The sequence below is a fragment of the Agrobacterium sp. ES01 genome (assembly GCF_050320885.1).
In the GTDB taxonomy this organism is placed as follows: domain Bacteria; phylum Pseudomonadota; class Alphaproteobacteria; order Rhizobiales; family Rhizobiaceae; genus Allorhizobium.
The window spans coordinates 257,099-276,962 of the sequence record NZ_JBNQTH010000005.1 but is presented as its reverse complement, the minus strand read 5'-3'; the positions used below and the strand labels follow the sequence as shown (position 1 = coordinate 276,962).

Sequence of the window (19,864 nt, the reverse complement as noted above, 5' to 3'; positions counted from 1 at the left end):
GGAACCGAGATCATGACCTTTAAAGCGCTTCTCGTCAGCAAAGGCGAAGATGGAACGATCAGCCAGGCGGTGGAAACGCTGGAAGACGACCGCCTGCCTGAAGGCGACGTGACCGTTTCAGTCGAATACTCCACGCTGAATTATAAGGACGGCCTTTGCATTACGGGCAAGGGTGGACTGGTCCGCAACTTCCCTCATATCCCAGGGATCGATTTTGCTGGCGTGGTGGAAAGCTCGAGTGATGATCGTTACAAGGCCGGAGACCGGGTTATTCTGACAGGCTGGCGAGTCGGCGAGGTTCGCTGGGGTGGCTATGCGACCAAGGCCCGCGTAAAGGCCGATTGGCTGGTTCATGCGCCAGATGGCCTTTCCGCACGGCATGCGATGGCAATTGGCACAGCTGGCCTGACGTCCATGTTGGCGGTAACGGCCTTGGAAAATCACGGGCTGACACCGGAAAAGGGCGAGGTTCTCGTCACAGGGGCGGCTGGAGGCGTCGGATCGACAGCAGTCGCGATCCTTGCAAACCGTGGCTACTCCGTTGCGGCCGTCACGGGACGGGCGGAGGCCGGCGACTATCTGAAATCGCTGGGTGCAACAACAATCATCGACAGATCAGAACTGACGGAGACCTCGCCAAAACCGCTTGAGAAAGAGCGCTGGGCCGGGGTGGTTGATGCTGTTGCCGGCGATATGCTCGGACAGGTTCTCAAGCAGGTTCAATATGGAGGCGCAGTAGCAGCCATCGGCTTGGCCGGCGGCGCTCCGGTTGCAGGTTTTACCATCACGCCATTTCTTCTGCGCGGTATCAACCTTCTTGGTATCGACTCGGTGATGAAGCCCTATGCAGACCGGGTCACCGCATGGTCGCGGCTCGTACAAGATCTGCCTTTAGACAAACTTGACGACATGACTGTCGAATACGGGCTTTCGGATCTGCCTAAACTTGGATCGGAGATTCTGAAGGGTCACGTAAAAGGCCGTGCGGTAATCAATGTCCAGAATACGTGATCACAAATTGGATTGTCGGTTAAGCGTGATCGGCAATTTCGTCCGGTTTGCAATACATTTGATAGAGCAGTGACACGATATCATTCACGTTGGGATTTGCGATGCTGTAGAAAATCTGGCGTCCGTCCCGACGTGTTTTTACGAGATCTTCCATACGGAGCCTGGCAAGCTGCTGCGAAACAATTGCTTGCTGCATATTCAGGATCTTTTCGATTTCACCGACCGTTCTCTCTCCGCGACTGAGGATACACAAAATCAATAGCCTGGATTCGTGTGAAAGGGCTTTCAGCAACTCGCTTGCCTCTCGTGCCCTCCCCATGAATTCTTCAAGCTGTTCGTGTGTCATCTCTGCAGTTAGTTCTGGCAAAGTTACGTTTGCACTCGCCGACAATGAATTTCTCCCAAACGTGATCGCGGCGCAGTCTGTTCCGGCACGGAAACAGAATCGACCCCGACAAAAGGTGTATTTTGGCTGGAAATTCTACCGGGAATGGTACTTGACGCAATCACCCGGAGTCAGATCGGCACAGAATCTGCACGCTCTTTCAATATTGAGGCGCTGCGATGCAGCGCCTCCCGCTCGTCGTAGTCAAGATCCGGCAACAGATCCGACAGGACGCCATCACTCCCGACAATGCGTGGAAGTGAAAGCGCGACGTCCTGCACACCAGCGACCTCTGCGGTGACAATGGAAACAGACAGGACATCCCGCTGGTCGTTGAGGATTGCGCGAACGATACGCGCCAATCCGGCACCGATGCCGTAATAGGTCGAGCCTTTTCCGTTGATGATCTTGTAGGCCGCGTTGCGTACCCCATCATCGATGTGCTTGCGGATATCATCCGTGATCGGCCTGCCCAATTGTTCGGCTAACGGCAGAAGCGACACAGATCCGGCCCGCGCATTGGACCAGCCGAGCACTTCGCTATCGCCATGCTCTCCCAGCACATAGGCATGCACCGACTGAGGGGCCATTCCAAGATGGCGGCCAAGCAGGCTTCGGAAACGAGCGCTATCCAGAATAGTGCCAGACCCAATCACCCGCTCAGGCGCAAGGCCAGACAGCCGCGTCGCGATCTGCGTCATGACGTCGACCGGATTGGTGGCGATCAAAAGGATGGCATTGGGCGCGGCTTTCAGGACTTCGGCGATGACGCTGCGGAAAACAGCGGCATTGCGTCCCAGAAGCTCCAGCCGCGTTTCACCCGGCTTTTGACCGACGCCAGCGGCAATGATGACGACGCGCGCCTCCGCCAGATCGACATAATGACCGGCCCGCGCCACTGTCGGCGAAAGGAAGGGAACGGCATGCGAAATATCCTCTGCCTGCGCCACGGCCAGGGCTTCATTCATGTCGACGAGAACGATCTCGCTGGTGATCCCCATCAGCGCCATCGCATAAGCTGCGGCGCTGCCAACCATTCCGGCACCAACAATTCCGACCTTCATGAAATCTGTCCCCTGAATATGAGTTTGGAGAATGTCCGGTGAAGTGTGACATTCTCCTGTTTCAATTACCAACGGCTATCTTCAAACTGTGGATCGCGACTGAACTGTAATTGGGTGATCGACGAACGATGCGGAAGCTTCCGGCCCTGTCTGCAATGAAGATATTCGAAGTTGTCGGTCAGACTCGCAGCTTTACGCGCGCTGCCGAGCGACTGAACCTCACCCAAAGTGCGGTCAGCCGTCAGGTGAGAAACCTTGAGGACCAGCTCGGCGAGACCCTTGTCTTGCGCAAGCATCATCATCTGGAGCTCACGGCGTCCGGCGCAGAACTGCTGGAAGCGCTCCAACAGGCTTTCCACGGCGTCGAACTTGCCGTCAGAAACATTTCGGAAAAGAACAACAAGAACCGCTTGCGCATCAATGCGCCACCCACATTCGCCAGGCGCTGGCTGATACCTCGCATTGCACACTTAAGGGAATCCTTGCCGGACATCGATATCAGCATCACTACCGACCTTCATGATAGTCTGGCGGAAAGCGGCATGCTGGATTGCGCAATCCGCTTCGGCGATGGCGAGTGGCCGTTGCTGCGCTCTCAACTGCTGATGACGGAAAAGCATATCGCCGTCTGCGCGCCCTCACTTCTGGCCGACCTAACTTTGAATGAACGTCCCAACCTGTCCAAGCTCCCCTTCCTGCATGTCCTCGCATCCACCGATCAGCGTTATCTGACCTGGCAGCGATGGCTGGATGCTGCCGGCCTGAGCGAGACTGAGACGAAACGGGGTCTGGAGTTCGATCTTCTCGACATGGCGATTGAGGCCGCATGTAATGGACTTGGCGTAACCGTGGCTGATCGCTTCATGGTCGATCCCCTCATTGAAAGCAATGTCCTGACACAGGTACTGGATGTCGAAGTTGAGGGCCACGAATCCTACTGGCTTGCGACACGTGAAGGGCAAATGGAGAGCGCATTGGTCAAATCCTTCAGGACATGGCTTGTAGACCAAATTGGCATGGTCAGCCCCTCCTTTAATGGTGGCATTGCCCGCGCCTGAAACATTCGTTTTTCGAACTATTGACCTGAAAATTAGTCGCTTGCATGCGACCCACAATCCCTTCCAAACTGCACCTCAATGCGGCTGCTTCAGCTGATCCCGATGCGCTTTATGCCAATGTAAGACATGTCTGATGGTCGCTACACTGAACGGCTGAATACCATTTTCGAGGAGACACCATGAAGATCGCTTCGCTTCAGACCCACGTCGTTGCCACCCCACCCCCACATATTGGCGGCATGTACTGGATATTCGTGGAGCTCGAAACGGCCTGCGGGATCAAGGGTGTCGGGGAGCTCTATGACAGCGCCTTTCATCCGTCTGGTCTGGTACCCCTAATTGAAGACGTATTCCAGCGCTACCTGCAGGACCACGATCCGCATCAGATTGAGCGTTTCTGGAGAGCGGCCTATTCCAGCGGTTTCACCCAGCGTCCCGACCCGACAATGATGGGCATTGTCTCTGGCCTCGAAATTGCGTGTTGGGACATTATCGGCAAGGCTGCCGACCGCCCTGTCGCTGACCTTCTCGGTGGCCCCGTCCGCGACAGACTGCGCGCCTACACTTACCTCTATCCGAAGAACGCGGCTGGCGAATACGATTACAACGATCCCGATCTGGCGGCTGAAGAAGCCATCCGTATGGTCAATATGGGCTTTACCGCGGTCAAGTTCGACCCGGCGGGGCCCTATACCAACTATTCAGGCCATCATCTCTCGCTTCCCGTGATGGACAGGTGCGAGGAGTTCTGCCGAAAGATCCGCGATGCCATTGGCAATCGTGCCGACATCCTGTTCGGCACCCATGGCCAGATGGTTCCTTCTTCCGCCATCCGGCTGGCCAGGCGGCTGGAAAAATATGACCCCTTGTGGTTCGAGGAGCCGGTGCCTCCAGGTCAAGAGGCGGCAATGGCCGAGGTTGCGCGTGCGACATCAATCCCTGTGTCGACCGGCGAACGTCTGACGACAAAATATGAGTTCCAGCGCATTCTCCAGAATGGCTCCGCTGCAATCTTGCAGATGAATGTCGCGCGAGTAGGCGGCCTGCTGGAGGCCAAGAAAATCGCAGGCATGGCAGAGGCGTTCTACGCCGAGGTCGCACCACATCTCTACAATGGACCCGTCGGTGCGGCTGCAAGTATCCAGCTGGCATCCACGCTGCCCAACTTCCTGATCCATGAAGCCATCCGCGACTTCGGTGATTTTCATGCCGAGATCCTGAAGAGAAAACTGACCGTCGAGGATGGCTACATCATTCCCTCGCGTGAGCCCGGCATTGGCGTCGAGCTAAATCTTGATGTGGTGCGCATGCATTCCCCTTATACGGGCCAGCGGCTGCATCTACAGATGGATGCCGAGCACGCCGATGTGAAGGCATTCAATCCGGCCAAAGGCTGAAGCGCCATGTCGACATTCGACTTCATCGTCGTCGGCGCGGGCTCTGCCGGCTGTATTCTGGCAAATCGCTTGAGCGCGGATGGTCGCCATACCGTTCTACTGGTGGAGGCAGGCGGAAGCGACAATTCCTTCTGGTTCAAGATACCCGTGGGTTATGCCCGGAGCTACCACAATCCAGCAGTCAACTGGATGTACTCGACTGAGCCCGAGCCAGAACTTGGCAATCGCCGAATTTACGTGCCGCGCGGCAAGGTTCAGGGCGGGTCAGGCTCAATCAACGCCATGGTTTTCGTGCGTGGAGCCGCGTCAGATTTTGACGATTGGGCGGCCGCCGGAAATGCCGGCTGGTCGGCCAGTGACGTTCTGCCGTATTTCCGCAAGCTGGAAACCCATGCTGAAGGGCCATCGGAATGGCATGGCGGCAATGGTCCGATCCACGTCACCTCCATGCGCACCGGCGCTCACGCCATCAGCCAATCTTTCATCGAAGCCTGCGAACAGTTGGGCTATCCCCAGAACCAGGATTTCAATGGTGCCGAAATCGAGGGCGCAGGCATCTACGATATCAACGTTCGACGGGGGCAACGTTCTCATTCGAGTGCCGAATATCTGAAGCCGGCTCTAACGCGACCTAATCTGAAACTCGAGTTGAACACATTGGTCGACGGGCTCCGGTTTGAAGCCGACGGTCGCGTTGGTGGAGTGGTGTTGCTAGAGAACGGCGAGAGACGTATCGCCAACGCGCGTCGGGAGGTCATTCTCGCAGCCGGCGCCATCAATACGCCGAAACTGTTGCAGCTGAGTGGGATTGGTGACGGCCCAGCCTTGCAGTCCCATGGCATCGAAACGAGACTCAACCTTCCGGCTGTCGGTAAAAATCTGCAGGATCACCTCTGTGCCAGCTTCTACTATCGGGCCAATTGTCCGACGCTGAATGGCAGTTTTGGAAGCTTGTTCGGACAGGCCGTTCTTGGCCTGCAATATCTGCTGACCCGCAAAGGCCCCTTCGCCATGAGCGTCAACCAGGCGGGGGCATTCCTGCGTGGTCATCCCGACGACACACGGCCCAACATCCAGCTTTACTTCAACCCCCTCTCCTACCGCATTCCCGCCTCACCGCGCGCGAAGATGATGCCCGAGCCTTATCCCGGTTTTTTAATCGCCTTCAACTCGTGCCGTCCGACCAGCCGTGGCGAAGTCACCATTGCATCGGCCGATGCGGCCGTTGCACCCAGCATCAAACCCAACTACCTGTCGACAGATCGGGATATTGAGGAGGTGATCCAGGGAAGCAATCTGGTGAGGAAGATTGCCGGCGCGCCAGCGCTTAATGCGATAACCGAAGAGGAAGTATCGCCGTCACCAGCCGCTCGAACGAGGGAAGAACTGTTGCAATACTTCCGTGACAACAGTGGCTCGATCTACCATCTTTGCGGAAGCTGCGCGATGGGTCGTGACGAAACGAACTCGGTCGTCGATGCGCGCTTGCGGGTGCATGGTATTCCAGGTCTTCGGATCATCGATGCCTCCATCTTTCCCAACATTACGGCGGGAAACATCAATGCACCAACGATGATGGTGGCCGAAAAAGGCGCAGATCTCATTCTCGAAGATACGCGGTGAATAACCCGTGCCTTAACGAAAAAAGCCGAGCTATAAAGCCCGGCCTTTGACAACTTCAAAGCGCGGCTTGCCGCAATCACAAAACCTGATCAGGCCGGCATGACAACACCGTTGAGGTGTGTCAGTTCCATCAGATACTGCTCGATGCGGGACTTGTGTTCATGCGATTCTGCATTCTCAAGCTCGGCGCGAGCTTCTTCGATGCGCTTCAGCAGCGTATCGCGGTTCAGATCGCTCATTGCAACTGCCGATTCCGCAAGCAGCGTACAGCCACTTGGAACGACATCCGCAAAACCACCGAACACAACGTATTTCGTCGATTGTCCGGATGCAGCCTTAACGGTCACGACGCCAGGCTTGATCGTCGTCATCGTTGGGGCATGATTGGCCATCACGGTCATCTCGCCTTCAGTTGCCGGAATGACGACCTCGGTCACCTTTTCCGACACCAACAGGCGTTCGGGCGATACGAGCTCAAAATCAAAACTATCGGCCATGACGGATCACTTCTTCAAATGAGGTTTGGGAAGGGGCGCGGAAAAGCGCCCCCGTTCCATTATCAAGCGGCTTCGGCAGCCAGCTTCTTGGCCTTCTCGACCGCTTCTTCCATGGTGCCAACCATATAGAAGGCAGCTTCGGGAAGATGGTCGTACTCGCCATCTGCAAGGCCTTTGAAACCCTTGATGGTATCTTCGAGAGAAACCAGCTTGCCAGGCGAACCTGTGAAGATTTCAGCAACGTGGAACGGCTGCGACAGGAAGCGCTCGATCTTACGGGCGCGCGCAACAGTAAGCTTGTCGTCTTCAGACAGTTCGTCCATGCCGAGGATGGCGATGATGTCCTGAAGTGACTTGTAGCGCTGCAGGGTCGACTGAACCTTACGGGCAACTTCGTAGTGTTCTTCACCAACGATCATCGGGTCGAGCATACGCGACGTGGAGTCCAGTGGGTCCACTGCCGGGTAAATACCCTTTTCAGCAATCGAACGGTTCAGCGTTGTAGTCGCATCCAGGTGGGCGAACGAGGTTGCTGGTGCCGGGTCGGTCAAGTCATCGGCGGGAACGTAAATCGCCTGAACCGAGGTAATCGAACCCTTGGTCGTCGAAGTAATGCGCTCCTGCATCTGGCCCATGTCGGTCGCCAGTGTTGGCTGATAGCCCACAGCCGAAGGAATACGGCCTAGCAGAGCCGAAACTTCCGAACCAGCCTGCGTAAAGCGGAAGATGTTGTCCACGAAGAACAATACGTCCTGACCTTCATCACGGAAGGATTCAGCGATCGTCAGACCCGTCAGCGCAACACGAGCACGAGCACCCGGAGGTTCGTTCATCTGACCGTAAACGAGGGCAGCCTTGGAACCTTCGGTCGAACCGTTGTTTTCGGTCGGGTCGAGGTTCACCTTCGATTCGATCATTTCGTGGTAAAGGTCGTTACCTTCACGAGTACGCTCACCAACGCCGGCAAATACCGAGTAACCGCCATGCGCCTTGGCCACGTTGTTGATCAGTTCCATGATCAGAACCGTCTTGCCAACGCCGGCGCCGCCGAACAGGCCGATCTTGCCGCCCTTGGCGTAAGGAGCAAGAAGATCAACGACCTTGATGCCAGTTACGAGGATTTCAGACTCTGTCGACTGCTCGATATAAGCAGGAGCGTCCTGGTGAATGGAGCGCGTGCCAGAAGTCTTGATCGGACCAGCTTCATCAACGGGCTCCCCGATGACGTTCATGATACGACCGAGTGTTTCCTTACCAACCGGAACCGAGATCGGTGCTCCAGTGTCGGCAACTTCCTGACCGCGAACAAGACCTTCGGTCGAGTCCATGGCAATCGTGCGAACCTGGTTCTCACCGAGGTGCTGGGCCACTTCCAGAACAAGGCGGTTGCCCTGGTTCTGGGTTTCCAGCGCGTTCAGGATCGCCGGCAGTTCGCCATCGAAAGCCACGTCAACAACAGCGCCGATGACCTGGATCACCTTGCCGACAGAACCGGTAGCGGCCTTCGCTGCCTTAGTTTTAGGGGTAGCTGCCTTAGCCATTTGTCTTACCCTCTTTCCTTAACCTCAGAGCGCTTCCGCGCCCGAAATGATTTCAATGAGTTCCTTGGTGATCTGCGCCTGACGCTGACGGTTGTAGGAAAGCGTCAGCTTGTTGATCATTTCACCAGCATTGCGCGTCGCATTGTCCATGGCGCTCATCTTGGCACCCATTTCACCAGCAACGTTTTCGAGAAGCGCCCGGAAAACCTGCACCGAGATATTTCGCGGAATGAGATCCGCGAGGATCGATGCTGCATCCGGCTCATATTCGTAGACGGCAGATGCGCCGCTTTCCTCAGGTGCCTCAGGGGCAGACGCTGGGATCAGCTGCTGTGCAGTCGGAATCTGGCTGATCACGGACTTGAATTCCGAGTAAAACAGCGTGCAGACGTCGAACTCGCCTTTGTTGAACATGTCGATCACCTTCTTGGCGATCACATCGGCGTTCTCGAAGGCGATTCTCTTGACTTCACGAAGATCAGCGCGCTCGACGATCATCGGCCCGAATTCACGGCGAAGTGCATCGAAGCCCTTCTTGCCAACGCAGAAGAACTTGACCGTTTTGCCCTGTGCAATCAGCTTGCGAGCATGTTCGCGGGCGGCCTTTGCGATTTGGGCATTGAAGCCACCGCACAGGCCACGTTCGGCTGTGCAGACCACGAGCAGATGCACGTCGTCCTTGCCGGTGCCTGTCATCAGCGCCGGAACCGAATCATCGGCTCCGACTGCCTGAGCGATATTCGCAAGGACAGCACCCATCCGCTGCGAATAGGGCCGTGCGGCCTCCGCAGCTTCCTGGGCACGACGCAGCTTCGCCGCAGCGACCATCTGCATCGCCTTGGTGATCTTCTGCGTAGCCTTGACGGAGGCGATCCGGTTTTTCAGATCCTTAAGTGAAGGCATCCGTTTATTCCGTCCCTTCTAGACTAAACCTCAAGCGAACGACTTGGCGAAAGTGTCCAGCGCCGCCTTGAGCTTGGTCTTAACATCGTCAGAGAGCGCCTTCTCGGTACGGATAGCGTCAAGGACTTCCTTGCCGTCCGCACGCAGGTAGGAAAGAAGACCCTGCTCAAACTTGCTCACCTGGTTGACAGCAACCTTGTCGAGGTAACCGTTCACACCTGCGAAGATAACAGCGACCTGCTCTTCCGTCTTGAGCGGCGAGAACTGCGGCTGCTTCAAGAGTTCAGTCAGGCGCGCACCGCGGTTAAGCAGACGCTGCGTGGATGCATCGAGGTCGGAACCGAACTGAGCGAACGCAGCCATTTCACGATACTGGGCAAGCTCACCCTTGATCGAGCCGGCAACCTGCTTCATCGCCTTGATCTGAGCGGCAGAACCCACGCGGGAAACCGACAGACCGACGTTAACAGCCGGACGAATACCCTGATAGAACAGATCGGTCTCGAGGAAGATCTGACCGTCGGTGATTGAGATCACGTTGGTCGGAATAAATGCCGAAACGTCGTTACCCTGAGTTTCGATCACCGGCAGAGCCGTCAGCGAACCGGCGCCACGCTCGTCAGACAGCTTGGCAGCGCGCTCGAGAAGACGCGAATGGAGATAGAAAACGTCGCCAGGATAAGCTTCGCGGCCCGGAGGACGACGCAGAAGAAGCGACATCTGACGGTAAGCAACAGCCTGCTTGGACAAATCGTCGTAACCGATCAACGCATGCTGACCCTTGTCACGGAAATATTCGCCCATCGTGCAACCGGCAAATGGCGCCAGATACTGCATTGGAGCCGGATCCGAAGCCGTAGCAGCAACGATGATCGAGTATTTGAGAGCGCCACGTTCTTCAAGAACCTTCACGAACTGCGCAACGGTCGAACGCTTCTGGCCGATAGCAACATAAACGCAGAACAGCTTCTCGCTGTCCGGTCCATTGTCGTGAATGGCCTTCTGGTTCAGGATAGTGTCGAGAATGATCGCGGTCTTGCCGGTCTGACGGTCACCGATAACCAACTCGCGCTGGCCACGGCCAACCGGGATCAGAGCATCGATAGCCTTAAGGCCGGTCGACATCGGCTCATGAACCGACTTGCGCGGAATGATGCCAGGAGCCTTCACGTCAACGCGCGAGCGCTGTTTCGTGTTGATTGGGCCCTTGCCGTCGATTGGGTTGCCAAGGGCGTCAACGACGCGACCCAGCAATTCCGGACCGACCGGCACGTCCACAATGGCGCCAGTCCGCTTGACGGTGTCGCCTTCTTTGATGTCACGGTCGGAACCGAAGATAACCACACCGACATTGTCGGATTCAAGGTTGAGTGCCATGCCGCGAATGCCGCCTGGGAACTCGACCATTTCACCGGCCTGCACGTTGTCGAGGCCGTAAACGCGGGCAATACCGTCACCAACGGAAAGCACCTGGCCGACTTCGGAAACTTCAGCTTCCTTGCCAAAGTCTTTGATTTGATCTTTTAGAATTGCGGAAATTTCCGCGGCGCGGATATCCATCAGCCAACCTCTTTCAGTGCAAGCTTAAGGGTGGAAAGTTTGGTGCGAAGGGAAGAATCGATCTGACGGGACCCGACCTTGACGATCAGACCACCGAGGATCGACGGATCGACCGTGACATTGATCGTCACGTCCTTGCCGGTAATGTCCTTCAGCGCCGCTTTCAGTTGATTAGTCTGTTCTTCATCGAGTTCGTGCGCAGACGTAACGTCCGCTGTCAATTCACCGCGATGACGGGCAGCGATATCACGGTAGCCCGCAATCATGCCCGATACGGCGAACAGACGGCGGTTGCCTGCTACGACCTTGAGGAAATTGGTTGTCAGCTCGCCAAGGCCAGCCTTGTCGGCCAGCGCGGATACGGCATTGCGCTGATCCGCAGCCGAGAAGACCGGGCTGGTCACCAGGCGCTTCATGTCGTCGCTACCGTCGATCATGGCCTGGAACTGATCCAGATCGCTTCCAACGGATTCGACCGCCGAGGCCTCAAGCGCAAGCTCGAAAAGCGACGACGCATAGCGCTCTGCCACGCCGGAAATGTGCTGGGATGTGTCTGCCACGGGCAAAAGTTTCCCTGATTATGACCCAAGCCTTGGACATCCGTGGAACGGATATCCTATCAACTTGATATCGTTTATTTTTCCCCCAGAAACGCAAGTATCCTTCACTCGCATTTTCCGAATTTCGCGGTCCGTCTAGCATAGGAAGTCAGGACTCGCAACACGCGTATGGCCGGAATAATCCTTAAGAACAATACCGCTGGGGCAAAATAACGGCGAATTGTACGGGAAGTCGGCATTTCATGTGCTTTTCCCCATATCAGATCAGTTGGAAGACGTAGACCAGTGGAAATGCGGCGAGAATGACCTGCGCAATCAGGAGTAGCAGATTGCGCCAGCTATTGGCGGAGTCCGACATGATCGACAGTATCCGTGCGAAAGCCGCCATCGCAAAGGCGGCACCGATTGTCAGATAAATCAGGTCCTGCGCCAACAGCACGGCAGCCAGTCCGCTGCCGGCATAAAATCCACCAATGGAGCGCGCTTCCGAAAGTCCTTCATTGCGATTGCCACGCCTTTGAAGGCCGAAAAATGCCAGGCAAAGCCCCGGCGCGAACATGAGAATGAGCCCGAAGAGGATGGTGAAGGCCGCGCTGCAGAATGCTAGCTGCTCGCCAGTTTCGGTCGGGAAGTAGAATTCCATGGATGTCCCCTGCGTGGTGCGAATGTTTCGGTGCTAGTAGCATGGAATGCACGCGATCCGTAAGCGGCGGAGCTGCAACAACTCTACAGAAAACTCTGAGGATCGATGTCGACCTGAACATTGATCGATCGCCGCTCCTTGGGTCCGTTTGCGAGCATGACCTTGAGGAACGACTGCATATCGCTGTTGCGGCGTCCGTGGATGAGCAGGCGGAACCGGTGTCGTCCACGGATCAGGGCCAGCGGAGCTTCTGCCGGCCCCAGAATTGCAATGCCGGATACTACCGGCGCTGACTGCCGCAACTGGCGCGCATGTGTTTCTGCATCGGCACGATTGTCTGCTGAAACGATGATTGAAGCCAGTCGCCCATAGGGCGGCAGATTGGCCCTTTCCCGCTCATGGATCTCCCGGTCGTAGAAAGCCTCTCCGTCTCCAAGCACGAGTGCCTGCATGACGGGGTGCTGCGGCTGGAATGTCTGCAGAAGACCATGGCTCTTGCGCCCGGTACGGCCCGCACGTCCCGTAACCTGCGACAGCAATTGATAGGTTCGCTCAGCGGCTCTCGGATCGCCATTGGCAAGACCGATATCGGCGTCAACGATGCCGACCAGTGTCATCAGGGGGAAGTTATGACCCTTGGCGACAAGCTGTGTTCCAATGACGATATCCGCCTGTCCCTTGGTGATGGCCTCGAATTCAAGCCGCAAACGCTTCACGCCGCCAAGATCCGAGGAAAGGACGATAGTCCGCGCATCCGGGAAATGCTTCTCCACCTCTTCAGCGATCCGCTCGACACCCGGCCCACAGGCCACCAGATGGTCCAAGGTTCCGCATTCCGGGCAGGAATCTGGTGTAGGTTCTGCATAGCCGCACTGATGACATTGTATCTGCGTGCGAAACCGATGTTCGACGAGCCAGCTTGAACATTGTGGGCACTGGAAGCGATGACCGCAGACGCGGCATAGAGTAAGCGGAGCGTAGCCGCGCCGATTGAGAAACAGCAGCGCCTGCTCGCCACGCTCGACAGCTTTACCCACTGCCTTCACCAGGATCGGCGAGAGAAACCCGCCGCGTTCAGGTGGATGACGTCGCATATCGACGAGATGAAGATCGGGCAACGCGGCATCGGCAAAGCGCGTTGGAAGATGGACGCGGCGATAGCGACCATTCAGGCAATTGACCTGCGTCTCAACAGATGGCGTCGCCGAGACCAGAATGACAGGAAAGCCGGCGATCCGCGCTCTGACAACAGCCATGTCACGAGCGTTGTAAAACACCCGGTCTTCCTGCTTGTAGGCCGGGTCGTGTTCTTCGTCGACAATGATGAGACCAAGATCCTCAAAGGGTAGAAAGAGGGCAGATCGGGCACCGGCCACAACCCTTATCTCTCCTGTGGAGACCTGACGCCACACCTTCTCGCGTGTGCGGGTTGCAAGATCCGAATGCCACTCACCAGGCTTGGCACCGAAACGATCCTGAAACCGCTCGAGAAAGTCTGCCGTCAACGCAATTTCAGGGAGAAGGATTAAAACCTGCTTTCCCCGCCGCAGCGTTTCGGCAATCGCCTCGAAATAGACTTCCGTCTTGCCGGAGCCGGTGACGCCATCGATTACCGTCACGGAAAACGTGTCGGCAATCGATTCTTCGCAGATTTCCTTGGCGGCATCCAGCTGCGGTCCTTGCAGCCGCGCCGGAGCAAAATCCGGGTCAGGCTTTGCCACCAGCGGCGGCGGCGGCAGGAAAACAGTTTCGAAAACCCCATGCTTGGTCAGTCCGTCAACGACGCTGAGCGACACCCCGGCGGCATTGGCAAGGCCGCCACGGGTCCAGGACAGGCCGTCTCCAGCAAGCTCCAGCACCTTGCGGCGCGCCGGCGTCAATTTCTCCGGCTCCACACCTGCAAACCTCAAACCTTCAATCATCGGTTCGGGATCAAAAGCAGCAGGGGCGCGCAGCGACATGCGTGTCACCAGTCCAGGCGGTGACAAAGTGTAGGCAGAGACCCAGTCCAGAAAAGAACGCATGTCCTTATCCAGTGGAGGGCAATCAAAGACTTTGGTGATCGAGCGCAGTTTCTTCGGATCTACCGCTGGCCCGTCCGCTTCATCCCACACAACGCCAACGACCTGGCGCGGTCCGAGGGGCACCTGCACGATCGAACCCGGCGCTATCGACGTCATGCCATCGGGAATACGATAGCTGTACGCCGTCGGCGCGGGCAGCGGCACGAGCACCGGCACGGCAGGCGGATGGCTTTCCGCTCCAAACAGATCAGAAGAATCGTCATTCATGGGCGAGCAACTTGCATTGCACGGGCATTAAAGGAAACAGAAAATGCGTTCAACGCTTGGTCGAAGCACAAGTCGCCTGTGCAAGGAAGTCAGCGTTGCGTCACCGACGTTGGAGGTGCAGTTTTGATGCCCCGCGAAAAGACCGCATCACCATCTTGAGCCAGAGCGTGCACCGTATGCCGTTCGAGTGCCGCAGTCACGTCAGTCAGGTCGCCTTCCAGCGCGTCTGGCTGAATGAGATTCCCGATAGTGAAGTCGAAGCAATCACCCTTCTTGTTCAGAAGTTCATAGAAAACGGTCATATCGCGTAACTCGGTCGACCATTTGGCGAACCAATAAAACAGTCCGGAATTGCGCGCAGTCATGTGGACAGGCAAGATCGGAAGGCCATATTTGCGCGCAAGGCCCACAGCCGAGCTTTTCCACGGTCGCTCGTTCAGTCGTCCATTGGCCCAGTAAGCGATGCGTCCTGAAGGAAACAGGATCGCAGCCTTCTGCTCCTCGATGGTGCGATTGGTGATCTGTAACGTCTCGCGTGCCTTGAGCTTGCTCTTGTGCTCATCCCGCCACTCTACCGGGATGATGATCTCCACCAATCGGGGGTTGACGCGAATAGCGTCACGATTGGCAAAGAACATCATGTCCGGCCGGCGATCCTTCAGCAGATCGAATACTGCGACACCGTCAGCAATCCCCGTCGGATGATTACTGACCATCATAAAGCCACCCGACTTCGGGATGCGCTCGGCATTTTTGACGCGGATGTCGAGTTGAAGGATGCGGCTGAGATATTCGAACGCCTGGAAGCCCGGCATATTGGCGACATCATCGGCGAACTCGATCGCCTTCCCATAGCGAAGCAATGTGTACAGAAACGGTCGCATCGCGGGCCAAAGTGGATGCTTGACGAGCTTTTCGCCACGCTCTGCAATCAATGTATCTACAATATGTCCTGGTTGCCCTTGGGAAACCAAAGCCACTGCTTCGGCAAATTGCCCGAACACAGTCATCGAATCTCGGCGCGCCATTCAAAACCCCGACGTCTGCAGATGAATTTCTATCGCAATGTAATGTGATCGAAGGATGACAGTTCCCTGATGATGTTAGCCTTTTTATAACCGCTCAAGCGCAATGTGGAACACCTGCACACGAATATCAAAGAGTTTGCCTTTGTCCGAATTACTGACGATCGCTGCACCCGACCTCGTCAGCGAGCGCGCCGACTGGCTCGATGGGCTATCCAATGAGCGCCGCCTGGCGCGGCTGACCGTCGACGCGTACGAGCGGGACACCCGCCATTTCCTGACATTTCTGACCGCCCATCTGGGCGGACCGCCAAGCGTCAAGGATGTCTCCGAGTTGCGTCCTGCGGACCTGCGCGCCTTTCTGGCCATGCGCAGAAAGACCGGCGCCGGCGCCCGTTCGCTGGCACGTCATCTGGCTGGCCTCCGATCTTTTCTGCGCCACCTTGAGCGCAAAGGCCTGGTAAACGCGGCAGGGGCAAGCGCCATCCGCTCGCCGCGCCAGCCAAAATCCCTGCCGAAACCACTGACAGACGTCCAGGCGCTCAAGCTGATGGAATCAGAGACGCAGATGAGCGACGAACCCTGGATTGCAGCTCGTGATGCGGCGGTGCTCGCTTTGCTCTATGGCTGCGGGTTGCGCATATCCGAGGCACTCGGGCTGCGCCCCATGGATATCCCGGCCAATGCGGCAAGTCTGCGGATCGAGGGCAAGGGCGGCAAGACGCGAGTGGTCCCGCTGCTTCCAGTCGTCCACGAAGCCGTGATCCAGTATGTGAAACTCTGCCCATACCACCTTGATGACCACATGCCGATTTTCCGTGGCGCCAAGGGTGGCAAGCTTCAGCCGGCGATCATCCAGCGCGGCATGCAAAAGCTGCGCGCGGCCTTTGGTCTTCCGGATACGGCGACGCCGCACGCATTGCGGCATTCTTTCGCAACGCATCTCTTGGCCGGTGGTGGCGACCTGCGAACCATACAGGAACTTCTGGGCCACGCCTCGCTATCGACGACGCAGGTCTACACCGGCATCGATTCGGTACGTCTGATGGAGGTCTATCAGCGAGCCCATCCTCGCGCCTGAGGCCAGCGTTAACCACGTCCATTAAAGGAACATGAGGGCATCGGGCTTATCTTGCCCGCAATACCCAGAGGAATTGAGCGACCATGACGGTAATGCGCACCGATGCCTTCACGGCATCCCACATTGTTCAAAAGGTTACAGATGCCCTGCTGTTGCTGGCAACTCTGTTGCCCCTGGCACTGCTCCTCACGTTATTTTTGACATTTTCCACACTGTCGTCGGCGCGTGCTGACGACGGCGCGTTATGCCGCGGCACCGATCTGCTTCAGGAATTGAAGCAGAATGATCCGCCAGCTTATCAGGCAATCGTGGACAAAGGCGACGCCGTGCCAAACGGCAAGGGCCTGCTCTGGAAGATCGAGAAGCCAGGGCTTGAGCCCTCGTGGTTGCTTGGCACAATGCATGTGACCGACCCGCGTGTGCTGGTTATGCCAGCCGGCGCCAAGTCGGCTTTCGACAAATCGGCGACAGTCGTGATCGAGTCTGACGAGATACTGGACGAGAAGAAGGCCGCCGCTTCGATTCTCATGAAGCCTGAGCTCTCCATGTTTACCAATGGAAAGACGATCAGCGATTTCCTCGACAATAACGAGACTGCCGAATTAAAAGCCGGCTTGGCAGAACGTGGCATACCGCTTGAGGCCGTGTCGCGCATGCAGCCATGGATGATCGCAAGTTTCGTCGCAATGCCAGCCTGTGAACTCGCCCGCAAAGCCCAAGGCGCATCGTTCCTGGACAAAAAAATCGCCGAGGATGCCATCGCGGATGGCAAACAGGTCAAGGGTCTGGAAACCCTGGTCGAACAGCTGACGGCCATGAGTGAATTACCAACATCATTCCACCTTCAGGCACTGATCGAAACATTGGCGCTCGGGGATAAGATGCAGGATGTCATGTACACCATGACGGAGCTCTATCTGTCCGGTGACATCGGCATGACCATGCCCATGCTGGAGGCAACCGCTCCGACGGGCGAAAAAGACGATAGCGCCTACGCAGACTTCGAAAAGCGGATCATCACAGACCGAAACCATGTGATGGCAGATCGCAGCACGCCTATCCTGGAAGAAGGCAACGTGTTTATTGCCGTTGGCGCTCTGCACTTGCCGGGCGACGAAGGTCTGGTGGAGCTGTTGCGAGACAAGGGCTTCAAGGTCACCGCGGTGACGCAGTGACCTCCACAAGCAGATAATGCCTCAGCCCTTCGTCATCCGCGTGGCCACATCGGTCTTCCAAATGAAGTGATGAACGAGGACAGCGAGGATGTGCAGAACAATCAGCGCCCACAAGACCAGCTTCAATGGCCCGCCATGCAGTTCGCCCGCTGTCTCGTTACCAAAATAGTAGCGCCCAATGCCGGTCAGAGGCAAAAGGAAGAATAGCAGATAAAACGTCACATGCGTGACCTTGGCAGCAATCTTGGCAAGCGGCGGCTCATTAGCCGGCACCGATGGGCCGCCCTGAAAGAGGCGCAATAAAAGACGCAGGATCGCAAGACAGAGAACGGCGATGCCCACATAGGCATGAATATTGGCAGACGAAATCTGGTCCACTGTCGGCGTTTCCCCACGGGAAACTGTTCTGTTCCAGATTTCCATCCCATCCGAGAGGATAAGGTTGAAGAAGATCAGCGCGGCCATGGTCCAGTGCAGCGCTTTCTGAGGGATGCTGTAGGAGTTAGAACTCGGCATTTTATTGACCTTTGTCAAATACTTCGCTTGAAACGCCCTCATCAACGACAAGAGCCGCGTCTTGGCTTGCAAGACGCGGCTCTTATATAAATACAGTTAAATTCGAAAATACAGAATTACATATGGATTGGCTTGAAGAATGTCGCCATGGCCGCTTCCTTCACGGCCTCCGACATTGTTGGATGGGCGTGGCAGGTGCGTCCCAGATCCTCAGAGGATCCGCCGAACTCCATGAGCACAGCCGCTTCATGGATCATTTCGCCGGCGCCCAGGCCAACGATGTGAACACCAAGCACGCGATCTGTTTCCTTGTCGGCAAGAACCTTCACGAAGCCGTCAGTTGCCAGCATGGCACGCGCACGGCCATTCGCCATGAAGGGGAATTTGCCAACCTTGTAGGAAACGCCTGCTGCCTTCAGCTCTTCCTCGGTCTTGCCGACGGAGGCAACTTCCGGCTGGGTGTAGACGACGCCCGGAATGATGTCGTAATTCACATGCCCGTGCTGACCGACCAGGATTTCAGCGAGCGCCACGCCCTCGTCTTCAGCCTTGTGCGCCAGCATCGGTCCCTTGACCACATCACCGATGGCATAGATGCCGTCGACATTGGTCTTGAAATGCGCATCGATTTCCACACGCCCACGATTGTCGAGCACAACACCGGCTTCTTCGAGGCCGAGACCAGCCGTGTAAGGCTTGCGGCCCGTTGCAATGAGAACGACATCCGCGTCGATCGTCGTGGCATCGCCGCCCTTGACTGGCTCGAAGGTAACCTTTGCGCCCGACTCCGCCCTTTCAACACCGGTTACCTTGGCACCGAGATTGAATTCCATGCCCTGCTTGGCCAGCATGCGCTGGAACTGCTTGGACACTTCCCCATCCATGCCACCGAGAATATTGTCGAGGTATTCGACAACCGTCACCTTGGATCCGAGGCGCATCCATACCGACCCAAGTTCAAGCCCGATCACGCCACCACCGACGACAACCATCTTCTCCGGCACCTTTGACAGCGAGATACCGCCGGTAGAGGAAACGATCACCTGCTCGTCGATGTCGACAGAAACACCGGGAATGCCCGCAACATCTGACCCCGTCGCGATGACGATGTTCTTCGTTTCAAGCTCTTCGACCTTGCCATCGTCGGCTGTGACCGAAACCTTGCCGGCGGCAACGATCTTGCCCGTTCCGATAAAGCCGTCAATCTTGTTCTTCTTGAACAGGAAGGCCACGCCATCGACGTTGGATTTTATGGTGGCTTCCTTGTGCTCCATCATCTTTCCAAGATTGAGCTTTGGCGCGGCAACCTCAACGCCCAGAGCTTCCATCCCATGACCGGCATGATGGAACATTTCGGATGCGTGCAGCAGCGCCTTTGATGGAATGCAGCCGATATTCAGGCATGTGCCGCCATAGGTAGCGCGCTTCTCGATCACCGCGACCTTCAGACCAAGCTGAGCAGCCTTGACTGCGCAGACATAGCCGCCGGGGCCGCTTCCGATTACAACAAGATCATAAGCCATGGATGACGTCC

The 19,864-nt window shown here is 56.7% G+C and carries 18 protein-coding genes; 6 read left to right on the top strand and 12 right to left on the bottom strand.

Annotation, left to right across the window (positions count from 1 at the left end; translation table 11 throughout):
• The first annotated feature begins 9 nt into the window (after positions 1-9).
• A complete protein-coding gene (locus ACQQ2Q_RS16550; protein WP_428188319.1) occupies positions 10-1,011 on the top strand; it encodes an MDR family oxidoreductase in 1,002 nt (333 codons plus the stop codon).
• Between the two features lie 19 nt (positions 1,012-1,030).
• On the opposite strand, the gene ACQQ2Q_RS16545 is transcribed toward ACQQ2Q_RS16550, so the two are convergent.
• Both ACQQ2Q_RS16545 and ACQQ2Q_RS16540 read right to left on the bottom strand, forming a co-directional pair.
• Entirely contained in the window at positions 1,031-1,357 is a 327-nt protein-coding gene (locus tag ACQQ2Q_RS16545) for an ArsR/SmtB family transcription factor (protein WP_428188318.1), read from the bottom strand.
• Between the two features lie 170 nt (positions 1,358-1,527).
• Positions 1,528-2,460: an L-lactate dehydrogenase gene (locus ACQQ2Q_RS16540; protein ID WP_428188208.1), complete on the bottom strand. Its 933-nt coding sequence runs from the start codon at positions 2,458-2,460 to the stop codon at positions 1,528-1,530.
• Between the two features lie 128 nt (positions 2,461-2,588).
• Here ACQQ2Q_RS16540 and ACQQ2Q_RS16535 point away from each other — a divergent pair, with 128 nt between their 5' ends.
• The 3 genes from ACQQ2Q_RS16535 (at position 2,589) to ACQQ2Q_RS16525 (ending at position 6,538) form a co-directional block, all read left to right on the top strand.
• Positions 2,589-3,518: a LysR substrate-binding domain-containing protein gene (locus tag ACQQ2Q_RS16535; RefSeq protein ID WP_428188207.1), complete on the top strand. Its 930-nt coding sequence runs from the start codon at positions 2,589-2,591 to the stop codon at positions 3,516-3,518.
• 179 nt (positions 3,519-3,697) lie between these two features.
• Positions 3,698-4,915 carry a mandelate racemase/muconate lactonizing enzyme family protein gene (locus ACQQ2Q_RS16530; RefSeq protein WP_428188206.1) on the top strand — a complete coding sequence of 406 codons (1,218 nt, stop codon included), beginning with the start codon at positions 3,698-3,700 and terminating at the stop codon, positions 4,913-4,915.
• A gap of 6 nt (positions 4,916-4,921) precedes the next feature.
• Positions 4,922-6,538, top strand: coding sequence for a GMC family oxidoreductase (locus tag ACQQ2Q_RS16525; RefSeq protein ID WP_428188205.1), 1,617 nt, complete (start codon positions 4,922-4,924; stop codon positions 6,536-6,538).
• Between the two features lie 89 nt (positions 6,539-6,627).
• Here ACQQ2Q_RS16525 and ACQQ2Q_RS16520 read toward each other — a convergent pair whose 3' ends face one another.
• From ACQQ2Q_RS16520 to ACQQ2Q_RS16485, 8 genes are all read right to left on the bottom strand, one after another.
• Positions 6,628-7,035, bottom strand: coding sequence for a F0F1 ATP synthase subunit epsilon (locus tag ACQQ2Q_RS16520; RefSeq protein WP_428188204.1), 408 nt, complete (start codon positions 7,033-7,035; stop codon positions 6,628-6,630).
• 62 nt (positions 7,036-7,097) lie between these two features.
• Positions 7,098-8,576: a F0F1 ATP synthase subunit beta gene (gene atpD, locus ACQQ2Q_RS16515; protein ID WP_428188203.1), complete on the bottom strand. Its 1,479-nt coding sequence runs from the start codon at positions 8,574-8,576 to the stop codon at positions 7,098-7,100.
• A gap of 24 nt (positions 8,577-8,600) precedes the next feature.
• Positions 8,601-9,479 (bottom strand): F0F1 ATP synthase subunit gamma, encoded by an 879-nt coding sequence (locus ACQQ2Q_RS16510; RefSeq protein ID WP_428188202.1) that lies wholly within the window; start codon positions 9,477-9,479, stop codon positions 8,601-8,603.
• 30 nt (positions 9,480-9,509) lie between these two features.
• A complete protein-coding gene (gene atpA / locus ACQQ2Q_RS16505) occupies positions 9,510-11,039 on the bottom strand; it encodes a F0F1 ATP synthase subunit alpha (RefSeq protein ID WP_428188201.1) in 1,530 nt (509 codons plus the stop codon).
• Positions 11,039-11,599, bottom strand: a complete 561-nt coding sequence (locus tag ACQQ2Q_RS16500; protein ID WP_428188200.1) for a F0F1 ATP synthase subunit delta — start codon at positions 11,597-11,599, stop codon at positions 11,039-11,041. Before ACQQ2Q_RS16500 ends, atpA begins: the two co-directional genes overlap by 1 nt.
• A 259-nt stretch (positions 11,600-11,858) precedes the next feature.
• Positions 11,859-12,242, bottom strand: coding sequence for a DUF4345 domain-containing protein (locus tag ACQQ2Q_RS16495; RefSeq protein ID WP_428188199.1), 384 nt, complete (start codon positions 12,240-12,242; stop codon positions 11,859-11,861).
• 83 nt (positions 12,243-12,325) lie between these two features.
• Positions 12,326-14,533, bottom strand: coding sequence for a primosomal protein N' (locus tag ACQQ2Q_RS16490; protein ID WP_428188198.1), 2,208 nt, complete (start codon positions 14,531-14,533; stop codon positions 12,326-12,328).
• Between the two features lie 89 nt (positions 14,534-14,622).
• Positions 14,623-15,561 carry a GNAT family N-acetyltransferase gene (locus ACQQ2Q_RS16485; RefSeq protein WP_428188197.1) on the bottom strand — a complete coding sequence of 313 codons (939 nt, stop codon included), beginning with the start codon at positions 15,559-15,561 and terminating at the stop codon, positions 14,623-14,625.
• A gap of 142 nt (positions 15,562-15,703) precedes the next feature.
• Here ACQQ2Q_RS16485 and ACQQ2Q_RS16480 point away from each other — a divergent pair, with 142 nt between their 5' ends.
• Together ACQQ2Q_RS16480 and ACQQ2Q_RS16475 are read left to right on the top strand one after the other, a co-directional pair.
• Positions 15,704-16,639, top strand: a complete 936-nt coding sequence (locus ACQQ2Q_RS16480; RefSeq protein WP_428188196.1) for a tyrosine recombinase XerC — start codon at positions 15,704-15,706, stop codon at positions 16,637-16,639.
• 92 nt (positions 16,640-16,731) lie between these two features.
• Positions 16,732-17,814: a TraB/GumN family protein gene (locus ACQQ2Q_RS16475; RefSeq protein WP_428188317.1), complete on the top strand. Its 1,083-nt coding sequence runs from the start codon at positions 16,732-16,734 to the stop codon at positions 17,812-17,814.
• Positions 17,815-17,835: 21 nt separating this feature from the next.
• On the opposite strand, the gene ACQQ2Q_RS16470 is transcribed toward ACQQ2Q_RS16475, so the two are convergent.
• Both ACQQ2Q_RS16470 and lpdA read right to left on the bottom strand, forming a co-directional pair.
• Complete coding sequence (locus ACQQ2Q_RS16470) at positions 17,836-18,330, bottom strand: cytochrome b (RefSeq protein WP_428188195.1); 495 nt, start codon at positions 18,328-18,330, stop codon at positions 17,836-17,838.
• Positions 18,331-18,446: 116 nt separating this feature from the next.
• On the bottom strand, positions 18,447-19,853 hold the full coding sequence (lpdA, locus tag ACQQ2Q_RS16465) for a dihydrolipoyl dehydrogenase (protein WP_428188194.1): 1,407 nt from the start codon (positions 19,851-19,853) through the stop codon (positions 18,447-18,449).
• Positions 19,854-19,864 lie beyond the last annotated feature (11 nt).